Origin of the sequence: Aquicella siphonis, assembly GCF_902459485.1 — a bacterium.
Taxonomy (GTDB): domain Bacteria; phylum Pseudomonadota; class Gammaproteobacteria; order DSM-16500; family DSM-16500; genus Aquicella; species Aquicella siphonis.
Genome location: NZ_LR699120.1, coordinates 300,079 through 315,781, shown reverse-complemented (window position 1 = coordinate 315,781; position 15,703 = coordinate 300,079). Strand labels below are relative to the sequence as shown.

The 15,703-nt window shown below is 49.7% G+C and carries 10 protein-coding genes and 1 pseudogene; 6 read left to right on the top strand and 5 right to left on the bottom strand.

Features of this window, described 5'->3' with window-relative positions:
- The 4 genes and pseudogenes from kdpA to AQULUS_RS12490 all read left to right on the top strand — a co-directional run bounded on the left by kdpA (position 1) and on the right by AQULUS_RS12490 (position 7,232).
- Positions 1-1,821 carry a potassium-transporting ATPase subunit KdpA gene (gene kdpA, locus AQULUS_RS12505; RefSeq protein ID WP_148340603.1) on the top strand — a complete coding sequence of 607 codons (1,821 nt, stop codon included), beginning with the start codon at positions 1-3 and terminating at the stop codon, positions 1,819-1,821.
- Positions 1,811-3,874, top strand: coding sequence for a potassium-transporting ATPase subunit KdpB (gene kdpB, locus AQULUS_RS12500; RefSeq protein WP_148340602.1), 2,064 nt, complete (start codon positions 1,811-1,813; stop codon positions 3,872-3,874). The genes kdpA and kdpB overlap by 11 nt, the downstream gene beginning before the upstream one ends.
- A 24-nt stretch (positions 3,875-3,898) precedes the next feature.
- A pseudogene (kdpC, locus tag AQULUS_RS12495) lies at positions 3,899-4,486 on the top strand (potassium-transporting ATPase subunit KdpC).
- Between the two features lie 67 nt (positions 4,487-4,553).
- A complete protein-coding gene (locus AQULUS_RS12490) occupies positions 4,554-7,232 on the top strand; it encodes a sensor histidine kinase (RefSeq protein ID WP_148340601.1) in 2,679 nt (892 codons plus the stop codon).
- Between the two features lie 26 nt (positions 7,233-7,258).
- On the opposite strand, the gene AQULUS_RS12485 is transcribed toward AQULUS_RS12490, so the two are convergent.
- From AQULUS_RS12485 to AQULUS_RS12475, 3 genes are all read right to left on the bottom strand, one after another.
- Positions 7,259-7,726: a MarR family winged helix-turn-helix transcriptional regulator gene (locus tag AQULUS_RS12485; protein WP_172622886.1), complete on the bottom strand. Its 468-nt coding sequence runs from the start codon at positions 7,724-7,726 to the stop codon at positions 7,259-7,261.
- The gene (locus AQULUS_RS12480) at positions 7,719-8,144 is read right to left on the bottom strand and encodes an SRPBCC family protein (protein WP_148340598.1); all 426 of its coding nucleotides are present in this window, start codon (positions 8,142-8,144) and stop codon (positions 7,719-7,721) included. Before AQULUS_RS12480 ends, AQULUS_RS12485 begins: the two co-directional genes overlap by 8 nt.
- Before the next feature lie 84 nt (positions 8,145-8,228).
- Positions 8,229-9,182, bottom strand: a complete 954-nt coding sequence (locus AQULUS_RS12475; protein ID WP_172622885.1) for an isopenicillin N synthase family dioxygenase — start codon at positions 9,180-9,182, stop codon at positions 8,229-8,231.
- Between the two features lie 240 nt (positions 9,183-9,422).
- On the opposite strand from AQULUS_RS12475, the gene AQULUS_RS12470 reads away from it, so the two are divergent.
- Complete coding sequence (locus AQULUS_RS12470; RefSeq protein WP_148340596.1) at positions 9,423-10,739, top strand: hypothetical protein; 1,317 nt, start codon at positions 9,423-9,425, stop codon at positions 10,737-10,739.
- Positions 10,740-10,815: 76 nt separating this feature from the next.
- On the opposite strand, the gene AQULUS_RS12465 is transcribed toward AQULUS_RS12470, so the two are convergent.
- Positions 10,816-11,895, bottom strand: a complete 1,080-nt coding sequence (locus AQULUS_RS12465) for an NAD(P)H-dependent flavin oxidoreductase (RefSeq protein WP_148340595.1) — start codon at positions 11,893-11,895, stop codon at positions 10,816-10,818.
- Positions 11,896-11,907: 12 nt separating this feature from the next.
- Positions 11,908-13,134: an alpha/beta hydrolase family protein gene (locus AQULUS_RS12460; RefSeq protein ID WP_172622884.1), complete on the bottom strand. Its 1,227-nt coding sequence runs from the start codon at positions 13,132-13,134 to the stop codon at positions 11,908-11,910.
- A gap of 197 nt (positions 13,135-13,331) precedes the next feature.
- Between AQULUS_RS12460 and ppsA the strand changes: the two genes are divergently transcribed.
- Positions 13,332-15,692 (top strand): phosphoenolpyruvate synthase, encoded by a 2,361-nt coding sequence (gene ppsA / locus AQULUS_RS12455; RefSeq protein ID WP_148340593.1) that lies wholly within the window; start codon positions 13,332-13,334, stop codon positions 15,690-15,692.
- The last annotated feature ends 11 nt before the right edge of the window (positions 15,693-15,703 follow it).

Sequence of the window (15,703 nt, the reverse complement as noted above, 5' to 3'; positions counted from 1 at the left end):
ATGACAAACATGGGTTGGCTGCAGATTTTATTGTTTGTTTTTTCACTTCTGGCTTGCGTGAAGCCGTTAGGATGGTATATGGCGTCTGTCTATGAGGGACATCCGCGCGGCCCCGGTAAGCTGCTCCGTCCCCTGGAACGCTGGATATATCGCTTTTGCCGGATACGCGAAGACCATGAAATGACTTGGAAAGGTTATTTGTCTTCCATGCTGATTTTCAATCTGGCGGGATTGATGGCAGTCTATCTCATTCTGCGGGTGCAGTATTATCTGCCGCTTAATCCCCAGCATTTCAACGGCATGGCACCTGACCTCGCATTCAATACCGCTGTCAGTTTTTCCTCCAACACCAACTGGCAGGCCTACGCCGGTGAAGCCGCATTGAGTTATTTCTCGCAAATGTTCGCGCTTACGGTGCAAAATTTTCTCTCGGCTGCCACGGGAATGTCTTTGCTCATTGCCATGATTCGAGGCATAGCCAGGCATGAAAGCAAAAGTTTGGGAAATTACTGGGTAGACATGGTCAGGGGCATTCTCTATATATTGATGCCTCTTTCTTTGATTCTGGCCGTCATATTAACCTCTCAAGGAGTGATTCAAAACTTCAGGCCTTATTATCAATCAATCATTTCAATGCAGTCGTTCGTTTCACAACAATCGGCTCCAGGAAAAGCTGGAATGCCAGAGATGAATGAAAGAGATAACGATGCCGCGGAAGCCGGACATGTCACCGAACAAGTTATACCTATGGGTCCAGCGGCATCGCAAATTGCTATTAAGCAGTTAGGAACCAATGGAGGAGGTTTTTTTAATACAAATTCTTCTCATCCATTCGAAAATCCCACGCCATTAACCAATTTTTTTGAAATGCTGTCCATATTGTTGATTCCTGCGGCGCTTTGTTACACATTCGGTGTGATGGTGAATGATAGACGCCAAGGGTGGGCTGTTTTGTCTGCCATGTTTATTCTGTTTGTGCCGCTGGCTTGTTTGACCATTATCGTGGAGCAGAGCGGCAATCCCGCTCTGGTGTCTCTGGGTGTTGATCAGGCACCCGTGGCTGGCTATTCATCGGGTGGAAACATGGAAGGCAAGGAAGTCCGTTTCGGCATAGTGAATTCCGGACTTTGGGCGGCTGCCACGACAGCGGCATCAAATGGTTCGGTCAATTCCATGCATGATTCCTATTTGCCGTTGGGGGGGCTGGTTCCCTTGTGGCTCATGCACCTTGGTGAAGTGGTGTTTGGCGGTGTGGGATCCGGGCTGTATGGCATGTTGCTGCTGGTCATTATTACGGTATTTATCTCCGGACAAATGATAGGACGGTCGCCTGAATATTTGGGCAAGAAAATCGAGCCCTTCGAAATGAAAATGGCGGCGTTAGGTGTGTTGATCATGCCGGTGGCCGTGTTATTTTTTTCTGCTATTGCAGCTACAACGCGCATGGGCATTGACGCAGTCGGTAATCCTGGCGCTCACGGACTCACAGAAATGCTTTATGCATTCACTTCCATGGCGAATAATAATGGCAGCGCATTTGCAGGTTTGCGGGCTAATACGCCTTTTTATAACATGGCAGGCGGTATTGCCATGTTGGCAGGGCGCTACTGGATCGCCATTCCCGCGCTGGCGATCGCGGGATCGCTGGCGCGCAAGAAAATTGTTCCTGGCGGACTTGGCACGCTGCCTACGCATTCGCCATTATTTGTTTTTCTGTTGATCGGGGTTGTTATTTTGTTAGGAGCGCTGACATTTTTTCCTGTGCTTGCCCTGGGTCCTGTCGCTGAACATCTCATGCTGTGGAGTCAATATGGCCGCTAAACTTTCTATTTGGGACGCAGGCATTATCAGGCTTGCGGTACGCGATGCAGTATTCAAGCTGTCTCCCCATCATCAGATTCGTAATCCCGTGATGTTTTGTGTATATACCGGATCCATCCTGACTACTGTCCTGTTCATCCAGTCTATTCTCGGTGAGGAGGATATTACGCCCGGTCTGGGTTTCATGATCACGATATGGCTTTGGGTTACCGTATTGTTCGCCAATTTTGCGGAAGCAATGGCGGAAGGGCGTGGAAAAGCGCAGGCACAGGCATTGCGCAAATCACGCCGCGCCGTGCAGGCGAAGAAATTATCCAAACCAGCGCGGCATGCCAAAGTCACCATTCTTCAGTCAGGCGAGCTGCGCGCCGGCGATATTGTGCTGGTTGAGGCGGGTGATTTTATTCCCAGCGACGGTGAAGTGATAGAAGGGTGTGCCTCTGTCAATGAAAGCGCTATCACGGGTGAAAGCGCCCCGGTTATCCGCGAAAGCGGGGGCGACCGCAGTGCTGTCACAGGAGGCACGCAAATTATTTCCGACTGGTTAATTGTACGAATTCTATCGAATCCCGGAGAAACATTTCTTGACCGTATGATTTCCCTGGTTGAAGGAGCAAAAAGACAAAAAACACCTAACGAGCTGGCCTTGACTATCTTGCTTGCTGCGCTGACACTGATATTTCTTCTGGTTTGCTCCACTTTACTGCCATTTTCCCTGTATAGCCACATGGTCGCGGTGTCCGGCAAAACCGTCAGTGTGACTGTATTGATTGCATTGTTTGTCTGTCTCGCGCCCACAACGATTGGCGGATTGATGTCTGCGATTGGAATTGCCGGCATGGATCGCCTTATTCAAGCCAATGTCATTGCCATGTCTGGCCGTGCCATTGAAGCGGCGGGCAATATCGATGTCTTGATTCTGGACAAGACCGGAACGATCACGCTTGGAAACCGGCAGGCGACGGAATTCCTTCCAGCTGAAGGCGTAAGCATGGAAACGCTTGCGGACGCGGCACAGCTTGCTTCTCTTGCGGATGAGACGCCTGAAGGACGCAGCATTGTGGTGTTGGCCAAGGATAAATATAATTTGCGTGGACGGGAAATCGCCGAGATGCAAGCCACTTTTATTCCATTCACCGCGCAGACCCGCATGAGCGGCGCCAATTTGCCTGGCAGACAGATACGCAAGGGTGCGTTACAGGCGATTGAAAGTTATGTTTCAGAAATGGGAGGAACTTTTCCTCAATCCGTTCTGAGGAGCGTGGAACTGATAGCCCGCAAGGGGAGTACGCCGCTTGTCGTTGCTGATGGCGCCAGAGTATTAGGTGTGATTTGTCTCAAGGATATTATCAAGGGGGGCATCCGCGAACGTTTCGCGCAATTGCGGCAAATGGGAATCAGAACGATCATGGTGACGGGAGATAATCCCTTGACTGCCGCCGCCATCGCTGCGGAAGCAGGAGTGGATGATTTTCTTGCGAATGCCACACCGGAAGACAAGCTTAAACTCATTCAGCGTCTGCAGTCAGAAGGCCGACTGGTCGCCATGACTGGAGATGGAACCAATGATGCGCCCGCTTTGGCTCAGGCGGATGTCGCTGTCGCGATGAATACCGGCACCCAGGCGGCGAAAGAAGCGGGAAATCTCGTGGATCTGGATTCTAATCCCACCAAGCTGATTGAAGTTGTCGAGATCGGGAAACAACTGCTAATGACTCGCGGTGCATTGACGACGTTCAGTATTTCCAATGATGTCGCGAAATATTTCGCGATTTTGCCGGCGGCATTTGCTGCCACTTACCCCGAGTTGAACACATTGAATATTATGCACCTCGCGACACCGTCCAGTGCCATTCTTTCCGCGGTAATATTTAACGCGCTTGTGATCGTGTTACTGATCCCGCTCGCGCTGCGGGGAGTGGGCTGGCAGCGGGTTAGCGCAGCGCGTTTATTACGCCGCAATGTTTTTATCTACGGGTTCGGGGGATTGGTTGTTCCGTTTGCCGCAATCAAACTGATTGACTGGATTCTGGCGGCAGCGGGAATTGTTTGAATATGCGGCAAGAGGATATTCACGGTGTTTAAATTTGCGAATCAGATCAGAACGGGAATCAGATTGATGATCGTGATGACCATACTGACCGGCATGATATATCCTCTGGCAGTGGCGGGATTAGCCTATTTGTTTTTTCCCTGGCAATCCGGCGGCAGCTTGATTGCGGAGCGAGGCAGGATCATAGGCTCGGCGCTTATCGGACAAGTGTTTACGGATCCGCGATATTTTTGGGGGCGTCCTTCCGCGACAGAGCCTTTTCCCTATAACACAGCATTTTCAAACGGTTCCAATCTCGGGCCCGGCAATCCTCAGCTGCTTGAAGCAGTCAAGGCGCGTGTGCAGCGATTACGCCAGTTTGATCCGGGCAATCAAAGCCTTGTTCCTGTGGATCTGGTCACGACTTCAGGAAGCGGCCTGGACCCTGATATCAGTCCTCTGGCTGCCTATTACCAGGTTCACAGGGTTGCGCTTGCCCGCAATCTGCCAGACGGTATGGTTCAACAACTGGTCTAGAGCGTCATACGCGGCCGCCTGTTGGGAATATTAGGCGAACCCCGCGTGAATGTATTAGAATTGAATACGGCGCTGGATAAATTGCATGGAATGTAGAGATTATTTCGCGGCGCCTCATTTCCCTGGTTGAGGACTGATTGCAGCGGTCAAAAAAGGACAGGTGATGATTCAAGATCGGCCGAATCCGGAAACATTATTGCGGCGCGTTCAGGATGAAGAAAGACAGGAGCGTCGCGGCAAACTGAAAATTTATCTTGGTGCCGCACCGGGTGTGGGTAAAACCTATACCATGCTGCAAGATGCGCTTGCCAGGCGTTCGCAAGGCCTGGATGTTCTGGTCGGTATCGTTGAATCACACGGCCGCAAGGAGATTGAATCCTTGCTTGACAAATTGGAGGTCTTGCCCAGGCTCGCGGTTGATTATCATGGGCGTCAATTACATGAATTCGATCTTGACGGGGCATTGAAGCGCAATCCGGGGTTGATTTTAATCGATGAAATGGCGCATACCAATGTGCCGGGCTCACGCCATGCAAAACGCTGGCAAGACATCAAGGAAATTCTTGACCGCGGCATTGATGTTTATACCACTCTTAATGTTCAGCACGTGGAAACCTTGAATGATGTCGTTTCACAAATCATCCACACCCGCATCAAGGAAACAGTTCCGGACGCCATGCTGGAAATGGCTGATACCATCGAATTGGTGGATTTGCCTCCGGAAGACTTGCTGAAGCGGCTTCAGGAAGGGAAAGTCTATTTTCCCAAGCAAGCAGAACTTGCCGCAGAAAACTTTTTTCGTAAAGGAAATCTGACAGCGCTTCGCGAGCTGGCCCTGCGTGTCACTGCGGAACGCGTAGGTGCGCAAGTCTTGCTATACAGGCAAGGTCAGGGCATTAAACATATCTGGCCAACCAGGGAAAAAATCCTGGTTTGTGTCGGCACAAGAGTGGAATCCGCCAAATTGATACGCGCGGCGCGACGCATGGCAACCAAATTACAAGCGGATTGGATCGCGGTTCACGTGGATACGCCGCGAGTCCGGCTGTCAGAGGAAGAATCTTTTCAGGCCATGCAAAACCTGCGTCTGGCGGAGAAGCTGGGAGCCGAAACACGTATTCTCACAGGCTTTGATGTGGTCAAGGAAATCATGGATTTCGCACGCGAGCAAAATATAACACTGATCATGGTGTGGAAGCATATTCGCTCCCGTTTGCGGGATTTGCTGTTCAGGAGCCTCGCGGATGAATTAACCCGGCGCAGTGGTGAAATTGATATTTACACTGTCACCAGTGAGACGCGGGATGATAAAATACTTGAAGCATTTGCACCGGCGTCACGCTCCCGCCAGGATAAAATACCCTGGCGCGTCTACGGAATATCTTTTGCGACCGTCATTCTGGCTACATTGATTAATTCGACTTTGTATGCAGGCATTGATGTGGTTAACCTGATTATGGTGTATTTGCTAGGCGTTACCTTTGTGGCCTTATTCGGCCAGGTGGGACCTTCAGTCATGGCGTCGGTGCTGAGCGTGCTGGCTTATGATTTCTTTTTTATTCCGCCCTATGATAGTTTTGTCATCACTGACATACAGTATTTTTTCACCTTGATGGTCATGCTGCTCGTCACGCAAGTGATCAGTCATCTGGCAGTCCGGACCCGCCAACAGGTTGAAGTCGTCAGGCTGGTGCAACATGAAACTGCCGTTTTGCATACATTGAGCCGTCAATTGGCGAGCACGCGCGGCATTGACAAACTGCTAGGCATCGCTGTTCGTTATATTGGCGAAGTATTTGATTGCGAAGTGCTGGCCTTAATGCCTGAAAATGACAGGCTTGGCATTCGGGTAGGGTACGGCATGGAACCTGTGCTGAGTACAAAAGAACAGGGCGTGGCGCAGTGGGTGTATGATCTGGGACAAATCGCCGGACTGGGAACAGATACACTGCCATTTTCCGATGCCTTATATGTTCCCCTGCTCGCATCGCAAAGCGTGATTGGTGTCTTGCGTATTCGCCCGACTGAAACCGGCCGCTTATTCACGTCGGACCAGGTTCATTTGCTGGAGTCATGCGCGAATCAGATTGCCCTTGCGCTGGAAGTGGACCGGATCCAGGAACAGGCAAAAAAAACCGAATTACAAAGCGAGACTGACCGGGTGCGTCTCGCCCTGCTGCAATCCGTGACACATGATTTGCGCACGCCTCTGGTCGCCGTGATGGGATCCGCCAGTACGCTCATGGAAATTGGTGATGAACTCGATGCTGGTGCTATCAAGAAGCTGGCGAGCGACATTTACTTTGAAGTTGAACAATTCAGCCGGCTGATCAACAACTTGTTGCAAATGACCTACCTGGAAGCAGAGTCGGTTGTATTGCAGATTGAACCGCACGCCTTGAGCGATGTGATCCACGCGGTGGTGAAATCCCTAAGTAAAAAGATTGGCAAAAAGCCCGTACATATTAAATTACCCGCTGATATGCCCGCCGTTCCTTTTGATAACACACTGATTCAGGAAGTGTTCATCAATTTGCTTGATAATGCTATCAAGTTCACTCCTCCGGAATCACCCATTGAAATCTCAGTGGTTCTGGAAAAAGAAAGAGTTTTGGTCAGTGTGGAAGATCATGGGCCGGGGATCGTGTTTGACGAGGTCAATAAGTTGTTCGAAAAATTTTATCGTGGCCGACTATTGACCACGGAACGCGGATTGGGGCTGGGTCTTGCCATTTGTTATCGCATTATCAAGGCCCATGGAGGAGAAATATGGGCTGAAAACCGGCCCGATGGCGGTGCGGTATTCCGGTTTACCTTGCCTTTGGAAAGCAAAAAGAAATAAAGCATTCTGCGGCAGTTTGCAGCCGATCATGGTTCGGTGTTTTCGCTATTTATAACCAGCTGTTGCAAAATCTTAAGCAACGCCTGCTGATCGAGTTTTTTAATGGAATCAAAAAACCCGGAGTCTACTTTTTCGATTATCGATACCATTCTAGCCGTAACCATTTGACCGGTTCTGGTCAGGCGCACGCATTTGGCGCGTGAATCTTTCTGATTTTCCTCACGCATGACCAGGCCGTGCTCAACCAGTTTTTTAAGCGACTTCGACACAGTCATTTTATCCAGCCTGGACTGGCGTACGATCAGGCTTTGTGAAACCTCTTGTTTTTTGCTTTCAAACCATAAGGTGATGGCAAGAATGACAAACTGGGCATGCGAAATGCCAAATGGATCAAGTGCATTTTTGATTTTGCGCTGCCACGTTATCGTGGTTTGCCAGAGCAGAAATCCGGGGCTGTCCTCCGGCTTGTCAAAACCAAATGTGTTCTTAATCATGCGAGGCCTTCGCGAGCTCAGCCAGCGCGTCCATTTGTCTTGGAACAGCTTTCGCGACATTTTTCGCTACCAGATGTGTCCAGAGCAGGCCAAGCGGCCCTGTGACAGTGATCGTATTCGTGATTCTCAGCCCATCCGGCGTTTCTTCGAGATGATGATAATCATGCATGGTCGCGCCAAAGAATGTGCAATAGTCCGTGAACGTCTCATATGGAACCACTTCTGACAAGATGATTTTTACTTTCGGTCCGCCCACGGGTTTAAGAATGAATTGACTATCTTTTGCGAAAGCACCCTGCATCTGACAATATTCCAATTCTGTGTCCCATCGCGGCCAGTTGTTGACATCCGTCCATAACTTCCATACGGCTTCTTTCGTCACTCCCGGATAAATCTTGCTGCAAGACTGAGTCCACATGGCATTCTCCCATTTTGGTAAAAATGCATATTATATGCAAGTTTACTAAATGTCAATCTGGATGGCGGGTTGTCACGCCTGCCATCAGTTCGTGAGGCCGATTTTCTGGTACCGTTCTTTCAGGAAGTCGCCGAATGTAATGTCCTGTGGGAGTTCGTGAGAAGAGGGCGTGACTTTGCATTTATCCAGCACACGCAGCACGCACTCGAACGGGAGGCTGCCAAAAAACGGGATCGAATAGCGATGCGAAGTATCCTGCCGCGGCGGATTGATTACCCGGTGTGTGGTACTGGGTATGACTCCATTAGTGATGCGGCTGAGTGTGTCGCCGGAATTAATGATGGCGGCATTGTCGGGCACCACCACATCCAGCCAGTTACCCTGACGGTTCTTGATTTGCAGCCTGGCATGGGTCGCGCGCGGGATGATCGTCATCAGGCTGATATCTTCATGCGGCGCCGAGCGCAAGGCTCCCGGATGCGTGTGCTGCGGATCGATGGGCGGATAATGCAGGATGCGCATCACGCCGTGGCCGGGTGCCATCATATTCGATAAAAGAGCGTGCTGGTTTTCGTCTTCATAGCCCAAATAAATGGCGGTTGCCTGCAGGCAAAGCTTTAAGGCGTTTTCCAATTCAGTGTAAAGCGCCATCATGGTATCCCGGAAACCGGGCAGGAGCGGCCACAACGCCTCTGGCTGGGAAATACCGGTGGTCTGGTAGAATTCTTTCAAGTCCATCACGCTGGTGTATTTCGCGTGCTCGGTACCAAACGGTATAAATCCTCTATGCCCGTCGGGTGAACGTTCCCGCTGCTTGATGGCGTCGGGTTGTGCAAAATAGGTTTCAGCCATGGCATAGGCTTGCGAAATGGTTTCCGCACGCAGTCCGATATTGGTCACCGCCACAAATCCGGTTTGCTGTAATGCCAGTCCGAATGCTCGTGCGGTGGCGATTTTTTGTTTTGTCGCGCCGTGGACAAAGTCATGCATGTCTATCCATGCTATATGTTGAGAAGCGTTATGATGTGGTGTGGTCATGATGGTCAAGTCCGGTAATAAGTAGCGTGGAAGTTGAATAATACCACTTGCCATTCAAGAGGCGAAGGCATGGCCCGGCGTATGGCGATGATTATGTGAAAGTATCGTGTATTCGCGGGTTGGCAATCTTAAGATTGCCTTAAGATTTGAATGCTACATTCAAGGCTCTCATTGTTAATTAGGATAAATGTAACAAAGAGAATGTCTTACGGATTCAAAATTTTAAAGGAGATATGACCCATGCCCGCATTTCAGTTTTTACCTTTCAAAGACCTTGGTGATAAACTGGTCAAATTATTCGAAGATGAATATCAAAAATACGCTGATTTGAAACAAGAAGTTCCGGCAAAACGTGAAGCGCAAATGCAGGAACTGAGTGATCTGTATGAACACTTGCGTACGATGACATCCGCCACAGATTCACAAAGACTGCTGAAAGATAACAGCAGCAAACTCGATGAATATTACCGCCGTTTGAACGAATTGGATGAATTGGCAGAATTGTCTGCTGAGCAGAAAAAAGAAAAAGATGAATTAACTGCCAAAAAAGATGCATTGTTACGGTTTGATATCGAATTACGCAAAACCAGACATGATGATCTGGCTGTCGAGCAAGCCCTGAGAATAATGTCGGATGAACAAAAAGCAAAAGTCATGGTAGGTGCCTTGCTGGTTCTTAAACAAAAGATTAAAGCCGAGTATGAGCAAGGACTTGCCAACGCGTTCATTAACCTTGCGGCGTACATGAGACTGGTAAAGGAAAACAAACCGGAAAACAGTCGGTTGTATACTGGCATACCCGCGGCCATTGGCATGTCGGACGAAAATGTTCTGGATGAAGCATCCGAAAAAGAAGCTCTGGCGGCTTATAATCAATTCGTGGGTGTCATGAAAGACCTTGGAAATAAAGTGAAACCTGCGGCGGTTGATGCTGGGGTTGACGCTTCTCATCTTGACACAACCAAGCTGAAAAAAGCTGCGACAGTTGAAAAACAGGCGAAGCTGGTCATGAAAGATTTGACTGTTGTTCCGGTGGAACCTGAGCTGGCTCCGTCCAAAGAAACCAATTCTTCAGCTAAAATCAAGGCCATGATGGCAGCCAGAGAGTACACGCCTGAGTTGATCAGATCGTTTGACGCCGCCAGACTCAACCACGTTGTTCCAAACGAACAAGTACCTCAGTTGGGCGTTGTAAGAGAACCCACTGAGCAGGAATCTGTGCGTGTTCAAGTAAAAGAAGCGGAAGCCGGCAAGAAGGCAAGTCCCCATCGCGCAAAATGGAGAGAAAATGATGAAGGCGAATGGGTCAATCACAGTCATCATAAGCAATTCGATGTGAAATACCATGAAGAAGATACCGCGAAAGTCAAAGCGGCATGGAAAGGTGTGAAAGAACCTCACATCAGGGAAATGACGGAAGTCATGTTTCATAGGGATGTCAAAAATGATCTCACCGGATTCAACAAAAGAAAGCTCAAACATGTTGAACCCAATGTGAAGAGTGATGTGGCGGTTGTGGCGGATGACAACGGGCCGCAAATTCGTCACGGCATGTAATATTTCAGCACTACCATCCTGATGAGTACAGGAATTAACGGTGTCTTCGGGCACCGTTTTTTTTGGTGTTCCTGCTTTAATCCGGGCGGCCAAGTTGCTTCTGCATCTGCCGCACGGCTTTATCCCAGGATTTGACCAGACGGTCTGCCCGTTCCATCCGGCATAATGAACTCGCCTGGCCTGACCATAGCGACAGATAGTCCAGTTGGTTTTTTTTCGCAGCGGTGTCCCGGAGCGGCTTGGTCAGCGCGTGTTGCGCGGGATAATCCAGGATTTCTTGTTCATGCTCATGCATCTCTTGAATGAAGCGGTTGCGCAATCCGCGGGCGAGTTTGCCGGAAAATACTCGTGTAAGCACCGTGTCCTGGTCTTGCGCATGCAGCAAGGCTTGCTGGTATCTTGGATGGGCTTTTGCTTCGGGGCAGGTGATGAAAGCCGTGCCCATTTGCACGCCGGATGCGCCGAGTAAAAGCGCAGCAAGAATACCCCGCGCATCCATGATCCCGCCAGCCGCGATCACAGGCACCGAAACAGCGTCTGCCATTTGCGGGATGAGCGCCATGCCGCCTATGAGCGATTGTTCGCCGGGAGTGAGGAAACTGCCGCGATGACCGCCTGCCTCATATCCTTGCGCGATAACCATGTCTATCCCTTTTTTTTCCAGCAATCGCGCTTCTGCGACCGAAGTTGCCGTACCTATCATGCGGACTTGTTGGTGTTTCAATTTCTTGACCCAGGCGGCAGACAGTACGCCAAATGTGAAACTAAACACGGGAATATTTTCTTCCAGTATAACTTGCAATTGTTCTTCAAATGACGGGACATAAGGAGGCTTGACAGGCTTGATGACACTCGCCAGAGCGGGATACAGTTTTCTGAGACGGCTGGTCATGGCATTCATCTGTTTTGTGGTCACAAGGGGTTCGCGCGGGATGAATAAATTGACGGCAAACGGCCTGTCAGTGAGACTGCGGATATCTGCTATGGCTTTTCGCATGTTTTCCGGCGTCATGTATCCGGCACCCAGCGAACCTAACCCTCCCGCATTGGAAACGTTTGCGATTAATTCGGCTGATGTGATGTTCCCAGCCATGGGCGCCTGAATCAGCGGAAGATCAATTTTCAAAAGCTTGCTGACCGAAGTTCGAGGCCACATAGTCACTCCATGCTAATTGAAACGATATCCCAGGGTTTCATCCAGCCAGTCAAAAACACGTTGATGATATAAAGTGCGCGCCAAGGCTTCACAATGACCGCCCGCGCCTTCGGCACGGGTAAAACGAAGCAGCGTCTTGGGTGCTTGTATTGCTTCATAGAGAGCGGGCGCGCTTTGAGAAAGCGGATCGCCTTCAGAACATGCGATCAAGGCAGGACAGCGGATGTGTTTGGCTACAGAGGAGACTTCAAAGTCGCGCATGATGCGCAAGTAGTCAAACAGGGAGTCTGCGTGATGCACCCATTTGCCGCGCTGCAATAAACGCCAGCGTGTGACGGGATCTGCGCTATTATTTTCTATGGCTTGCTCAATTGGTGTGAATACTTTCGGATCTATATGTGGAAAGTTCGCCTTGTCATCCGGCTTAAGCGGCAGTGTTTGGATGACGGCATTCATTGCGGGACCGAGGTCCCACACGCCCGGGTCTGCCACCAAGGCAGCTATCCTGTGTTCAAATGCCGCCGCACGCGGTGCCAGAAATCCGCCAAAACTCCAGCCTGCCAGCACCATTTTCTGCGGGTCAATTTCAGTCCTGGTTAAGGCATAATCAATGACAGGACGGACGACAGTTTCCCAGTCTGGGCGCATGGGCACATCATCACGAATCAGATTTCGTCCTTGTCCCGGGCCATCGAATAACAGGCAATGATAACCGCGCCGGACAGCCGCGGGGACGTGATTGAAATACATTTCCTGGATGTTGGAATCATATCCATTGGTATGTATGAGTGTCGGTCCTGGGCGCCCGGAATGATCGGCTTTTATAAAATAGGCTGGCAGAGTGATATTTTCGAATGGAATTTCCAGGCACTCAATCGCTGGCGAGAAAAGCCGGGCTGCCTTCTGAAAGGTTTCGCATTCCCGTGAAAACGCGTGCGTGAGACGCGGGTCCAGCGGCCTGCCAAACAAGGGCATGTAGGAGGCGTGAAAGTAGGTGGTTGCTCTCAAATAGGCTTCACGGGCGCTGACGAGATGGTGCCTGGCCAGACAATCATCTCCTGTTTTGGCAAGCCGGTCAGCGATGGCCAGCCATTCCTGATACCAGATATCCACAGGGTGATTGCCTATGCGTTCGACGGCAGATAAACACTCGCCTATGTCAGCCCCTCCGTAGACGCAGCGTGTCAGTGCTCGTTGTGCGAACATGTCATAAAACGCATTATCGGTCAGTAAACCCATAGAGTGGTATTCCCGGTATTGATTTGGTCGTTTGGAGCCAGAGTTATTATAGCGCATTTCATCCGGATTGGACTCTGAAAGTGCATGCGCGGCTCCGGTCATGAGCCGGATAACAGAATCACTTTGCAATTCGATTGTATGGATGATAAAAAATTACGTACGCTGTCCGTAACCGATGTGTTGAAAGGGATGAATCAATGAAGTATGTCACGGATTTGAAAAAGGTCAATTTATCCAGTATCGCCCTGGTCGGAGGCAAAAATGCTTCCACGGGCGAGATGATTCAAAACCTTGTCAAAATGGGAATCAGAACACCTGGCGGTTTTGCGACCACCACGGAGGCTTTTAACCTTTTTCTTTCTCAAAATCATCTGGATCGTGATATCAGTAAGTTGATCGCGAAAGTCAAGTCAGCGAATATCAAGACCTTGAACAAAATCAGTGCCCTGATACAGCGCAAAATCATGTCAACGCCGTTTCTTCCGGAGTTTGAAGCCGAAATTAGCAGTGCTTATAAGAAGCTGCGCCAGCCTGCGGTTGCAGTCAGGTCTTCTGCCACGACGGAAGACCTGGCATCCGCTTCGTTTGCTGGCGCTCAAAAGACATTCCTGAATGTCAGAGGCTTAAAAAATTTGCTGCGCGCCGTCAAGCTGGTGTATGCCTCGCTCTACACTGCCCGCGCGATTGCTTATCGGTATGACAAGCGTTTTGATGATGTCCATAGCGCCATATCAGTGGGAGTCCAGCCCATGATACGCAGTGACAAAGGCGCATCTGGTGTGATTTTTACGATAGATACGGAATCCGGTTTTGATAAAGTGATTATTATTAATGCTACCTACGGATTGGGAGAAGCGATTGTACAAGGCAGTGTCAATCCTGATGAATTCATCGTATCCAAGCCTTTGCTGGAAGAAGGAAGATTTGCGATCCTGCAGCGCAAACTGGGTGAAAAAGCTTTAAAAATGATTTACACCGCAGACAGTAATCCTGAAAAATCGATTAAATCCGCCATCGTACCGAAAAAGGACCAGCTGCGTTTCTGCATTACGGACAGGGAGATTGAAAGACTTGCCAAGCAGGCGCTCATTATAGAAAAACACTACGGGAAACCCATGGACATAGAATGGGCCAAGGATGGATTGAATGGCCAGCTGTATATCCTGCAGGCCAGGCCTGAAACCGTGGTCAGCCAGATGAATCGTGAACAGGGTATTGAGCGTTATGCTCTTGCTGGTAAAGGAGAAGTGCTGTCCAGGGGGCAGAGTATTGGCCAGCGTATCGGCAAGGGTCGTGCCCGCGTTATTTCCGACCCTAAAAAAATGCATGCCGTCAAGCCGGGAGATGTGCTGGTCACCGATATGACGGATCCCGATTGGGAGCCTATCATGAAGACAGCCTCGGCCATTGTGACCAATCGCGGAGGCCGTACCTGCCATGCCGCCATCATTGCGCGCGAATTGGGCGTGCCTGCTGTGGTTGGATGCGGGGATGCCACACGCATGATAAAAGATAACCGGAACGTGACAGTGTCATGCGCGGAAGGCGAGATTGGATATGTTTATTCCGGAGATATTCCTTATACGATAAAAAAAGTCACCGTGAAAGACATGCCCAAAATTCCGGTCAAACTATGCATGAACATTGGAAACCCTGAAAAAGCCTTTATCAATCGTTTTCTGCCTAACCATGGCGTCGGTTTGGCGCGCCTTGAATTTATCATTGGCACCATGATTGGCATTCATCCCAATGCGGTGATTGCGCATAAAAAGCTGAAGGGATCTGTCCGGCAGGCTATTGCTGACAAGACGGCTGCTTACAAGAATCCCGTTGAATTCTACATAGAAAAATTACGAGAAGGCATTGCAGTCATTTCGGCGGCGTTTTATCCGCAAGATGTCATTTTTCGGTTTTCAGACTTCAAGTCGAATGAATATGCAAACTTGCTGGGCGGTGATTTATTCGAACCATTGGAGGAAAATCCGATGATCGGATTTCGCGGCGCATCGCGTTACCGGGATAAAAAATTTATCAAGTGTTTTGAGCTGGAGTGCATGGCATTTAAACGTGTTCGTGATCAAATGGGCTTGGTGAATGCGCAATTGATGATTCCTTTTGTCAGGACAGTGGAAGAGTTGCGGGATGTCATGACATTGATCGCGTCATATGGATTGAAACGGGGTGAAAACGGCTTGAAGATTTATATGATGTGTGAAATTCCTTCGAATGTGTTACTGGCGTCGGAGTTTCTGAAACAGGTGGACGGCTTTTCCATAGGATCAAACGACTTGACTCAGTTGACGCTGGGGCTGGATCGTGATTCCAGTCTGGTTTCTAATCTTTTTGACGAACGCGACGCATCAGTAAAAGCCTTGCTTCATCAGGCCATATCCGAGTGCAATAAACAGGGCAAATATATTGGAATCTGCGGTCAGGGTCCCTCTGACCACCCTGATTTTGCCGCATGGCTCATGCATGAGGGGATACAATGCATGTCATTGAATCCGGACACTATCATTGAAACCTGGCTGATGCTCGCAGAAAAAAACCGCCAGTAAAACAGCAAGGT

What these genes read in the sequence shown, in the direction of transcription:
- kdpA (WP_148340603.1), top strand. Translation starts at nt 1, where the DNA reads ATGACAAACATGGGTTGGCTGCAGATTTTATTGTTTGTTTTTTCACTT.
- kdpB (WP_148340602.1), top strand. Translation starts at nt 1,811, where the DNA reads ATGGCCGCTAAACTTTCTATTTGGGACGCAGGCATTATCAGGCTTGCG.
- AQULUS_RS12490 (WP_148340601.1), top strand. Translation starts at nt 4,554, where the DNA reads ATGATTCAAGATCGGCCGAATCCGGAAACATTATTGCGGCGCGTTCAG.
- AQULUS_RS12485 (WP_172622886.1), bottom strand. Translation starts at nt 7,726, where the DNA reads ATGATTAAGAACACATTTGGTTTTGACAAGCCGGAGGACAGCCCCGGA.
- AQULUS_RS12480 (WP_148340598.1), bottom strand. Translation starts at nt 8,144, where the DNA reads ATGTGGACTCAGTCTTGCAGCAAGATTTATCCGGGAGTGACGAAAGAA.
- AQULUS_RS12475 (WP_172622885.1), bottom strand. Translation starts at nt 9,182, where the DNA reads ATGACCACACCACATCATAACGCTTCTCAACATATAGCATGGATAGAC.
- AQULUS_RS12470 (WP_148340596.1), top strand. Translation starts at nt 9,423, where the DNA reads ATGCCCGCATTTCAGTTTTTACCTTTCAAAGACCTTGGTGATAAACTG.
- AQULUS_RS12465 (WP_148340595.1), bottom strand. Translation starts at nt 11,895, where the DNA reads ATGTGGCCTCGAACTTCGGTCAGCAAGCTTTTGAAAATTGATCTTCCG.
- AQULUS_RS12460 (WP_172622884.1), bottom strand. Translation starts at nt 13,134, where the DNA reads ATGGGTTTACTGACCGATAATGCGTTTTATGACATGTTCGCACAACGA.
- ppsA (WP_148340593.1), top strand. Translation starts at nt 13,332, where the DNA reads ATGAAGTATGTCACGGATTTGAAAAAGGTCAATTTATCCAGTATCGCC.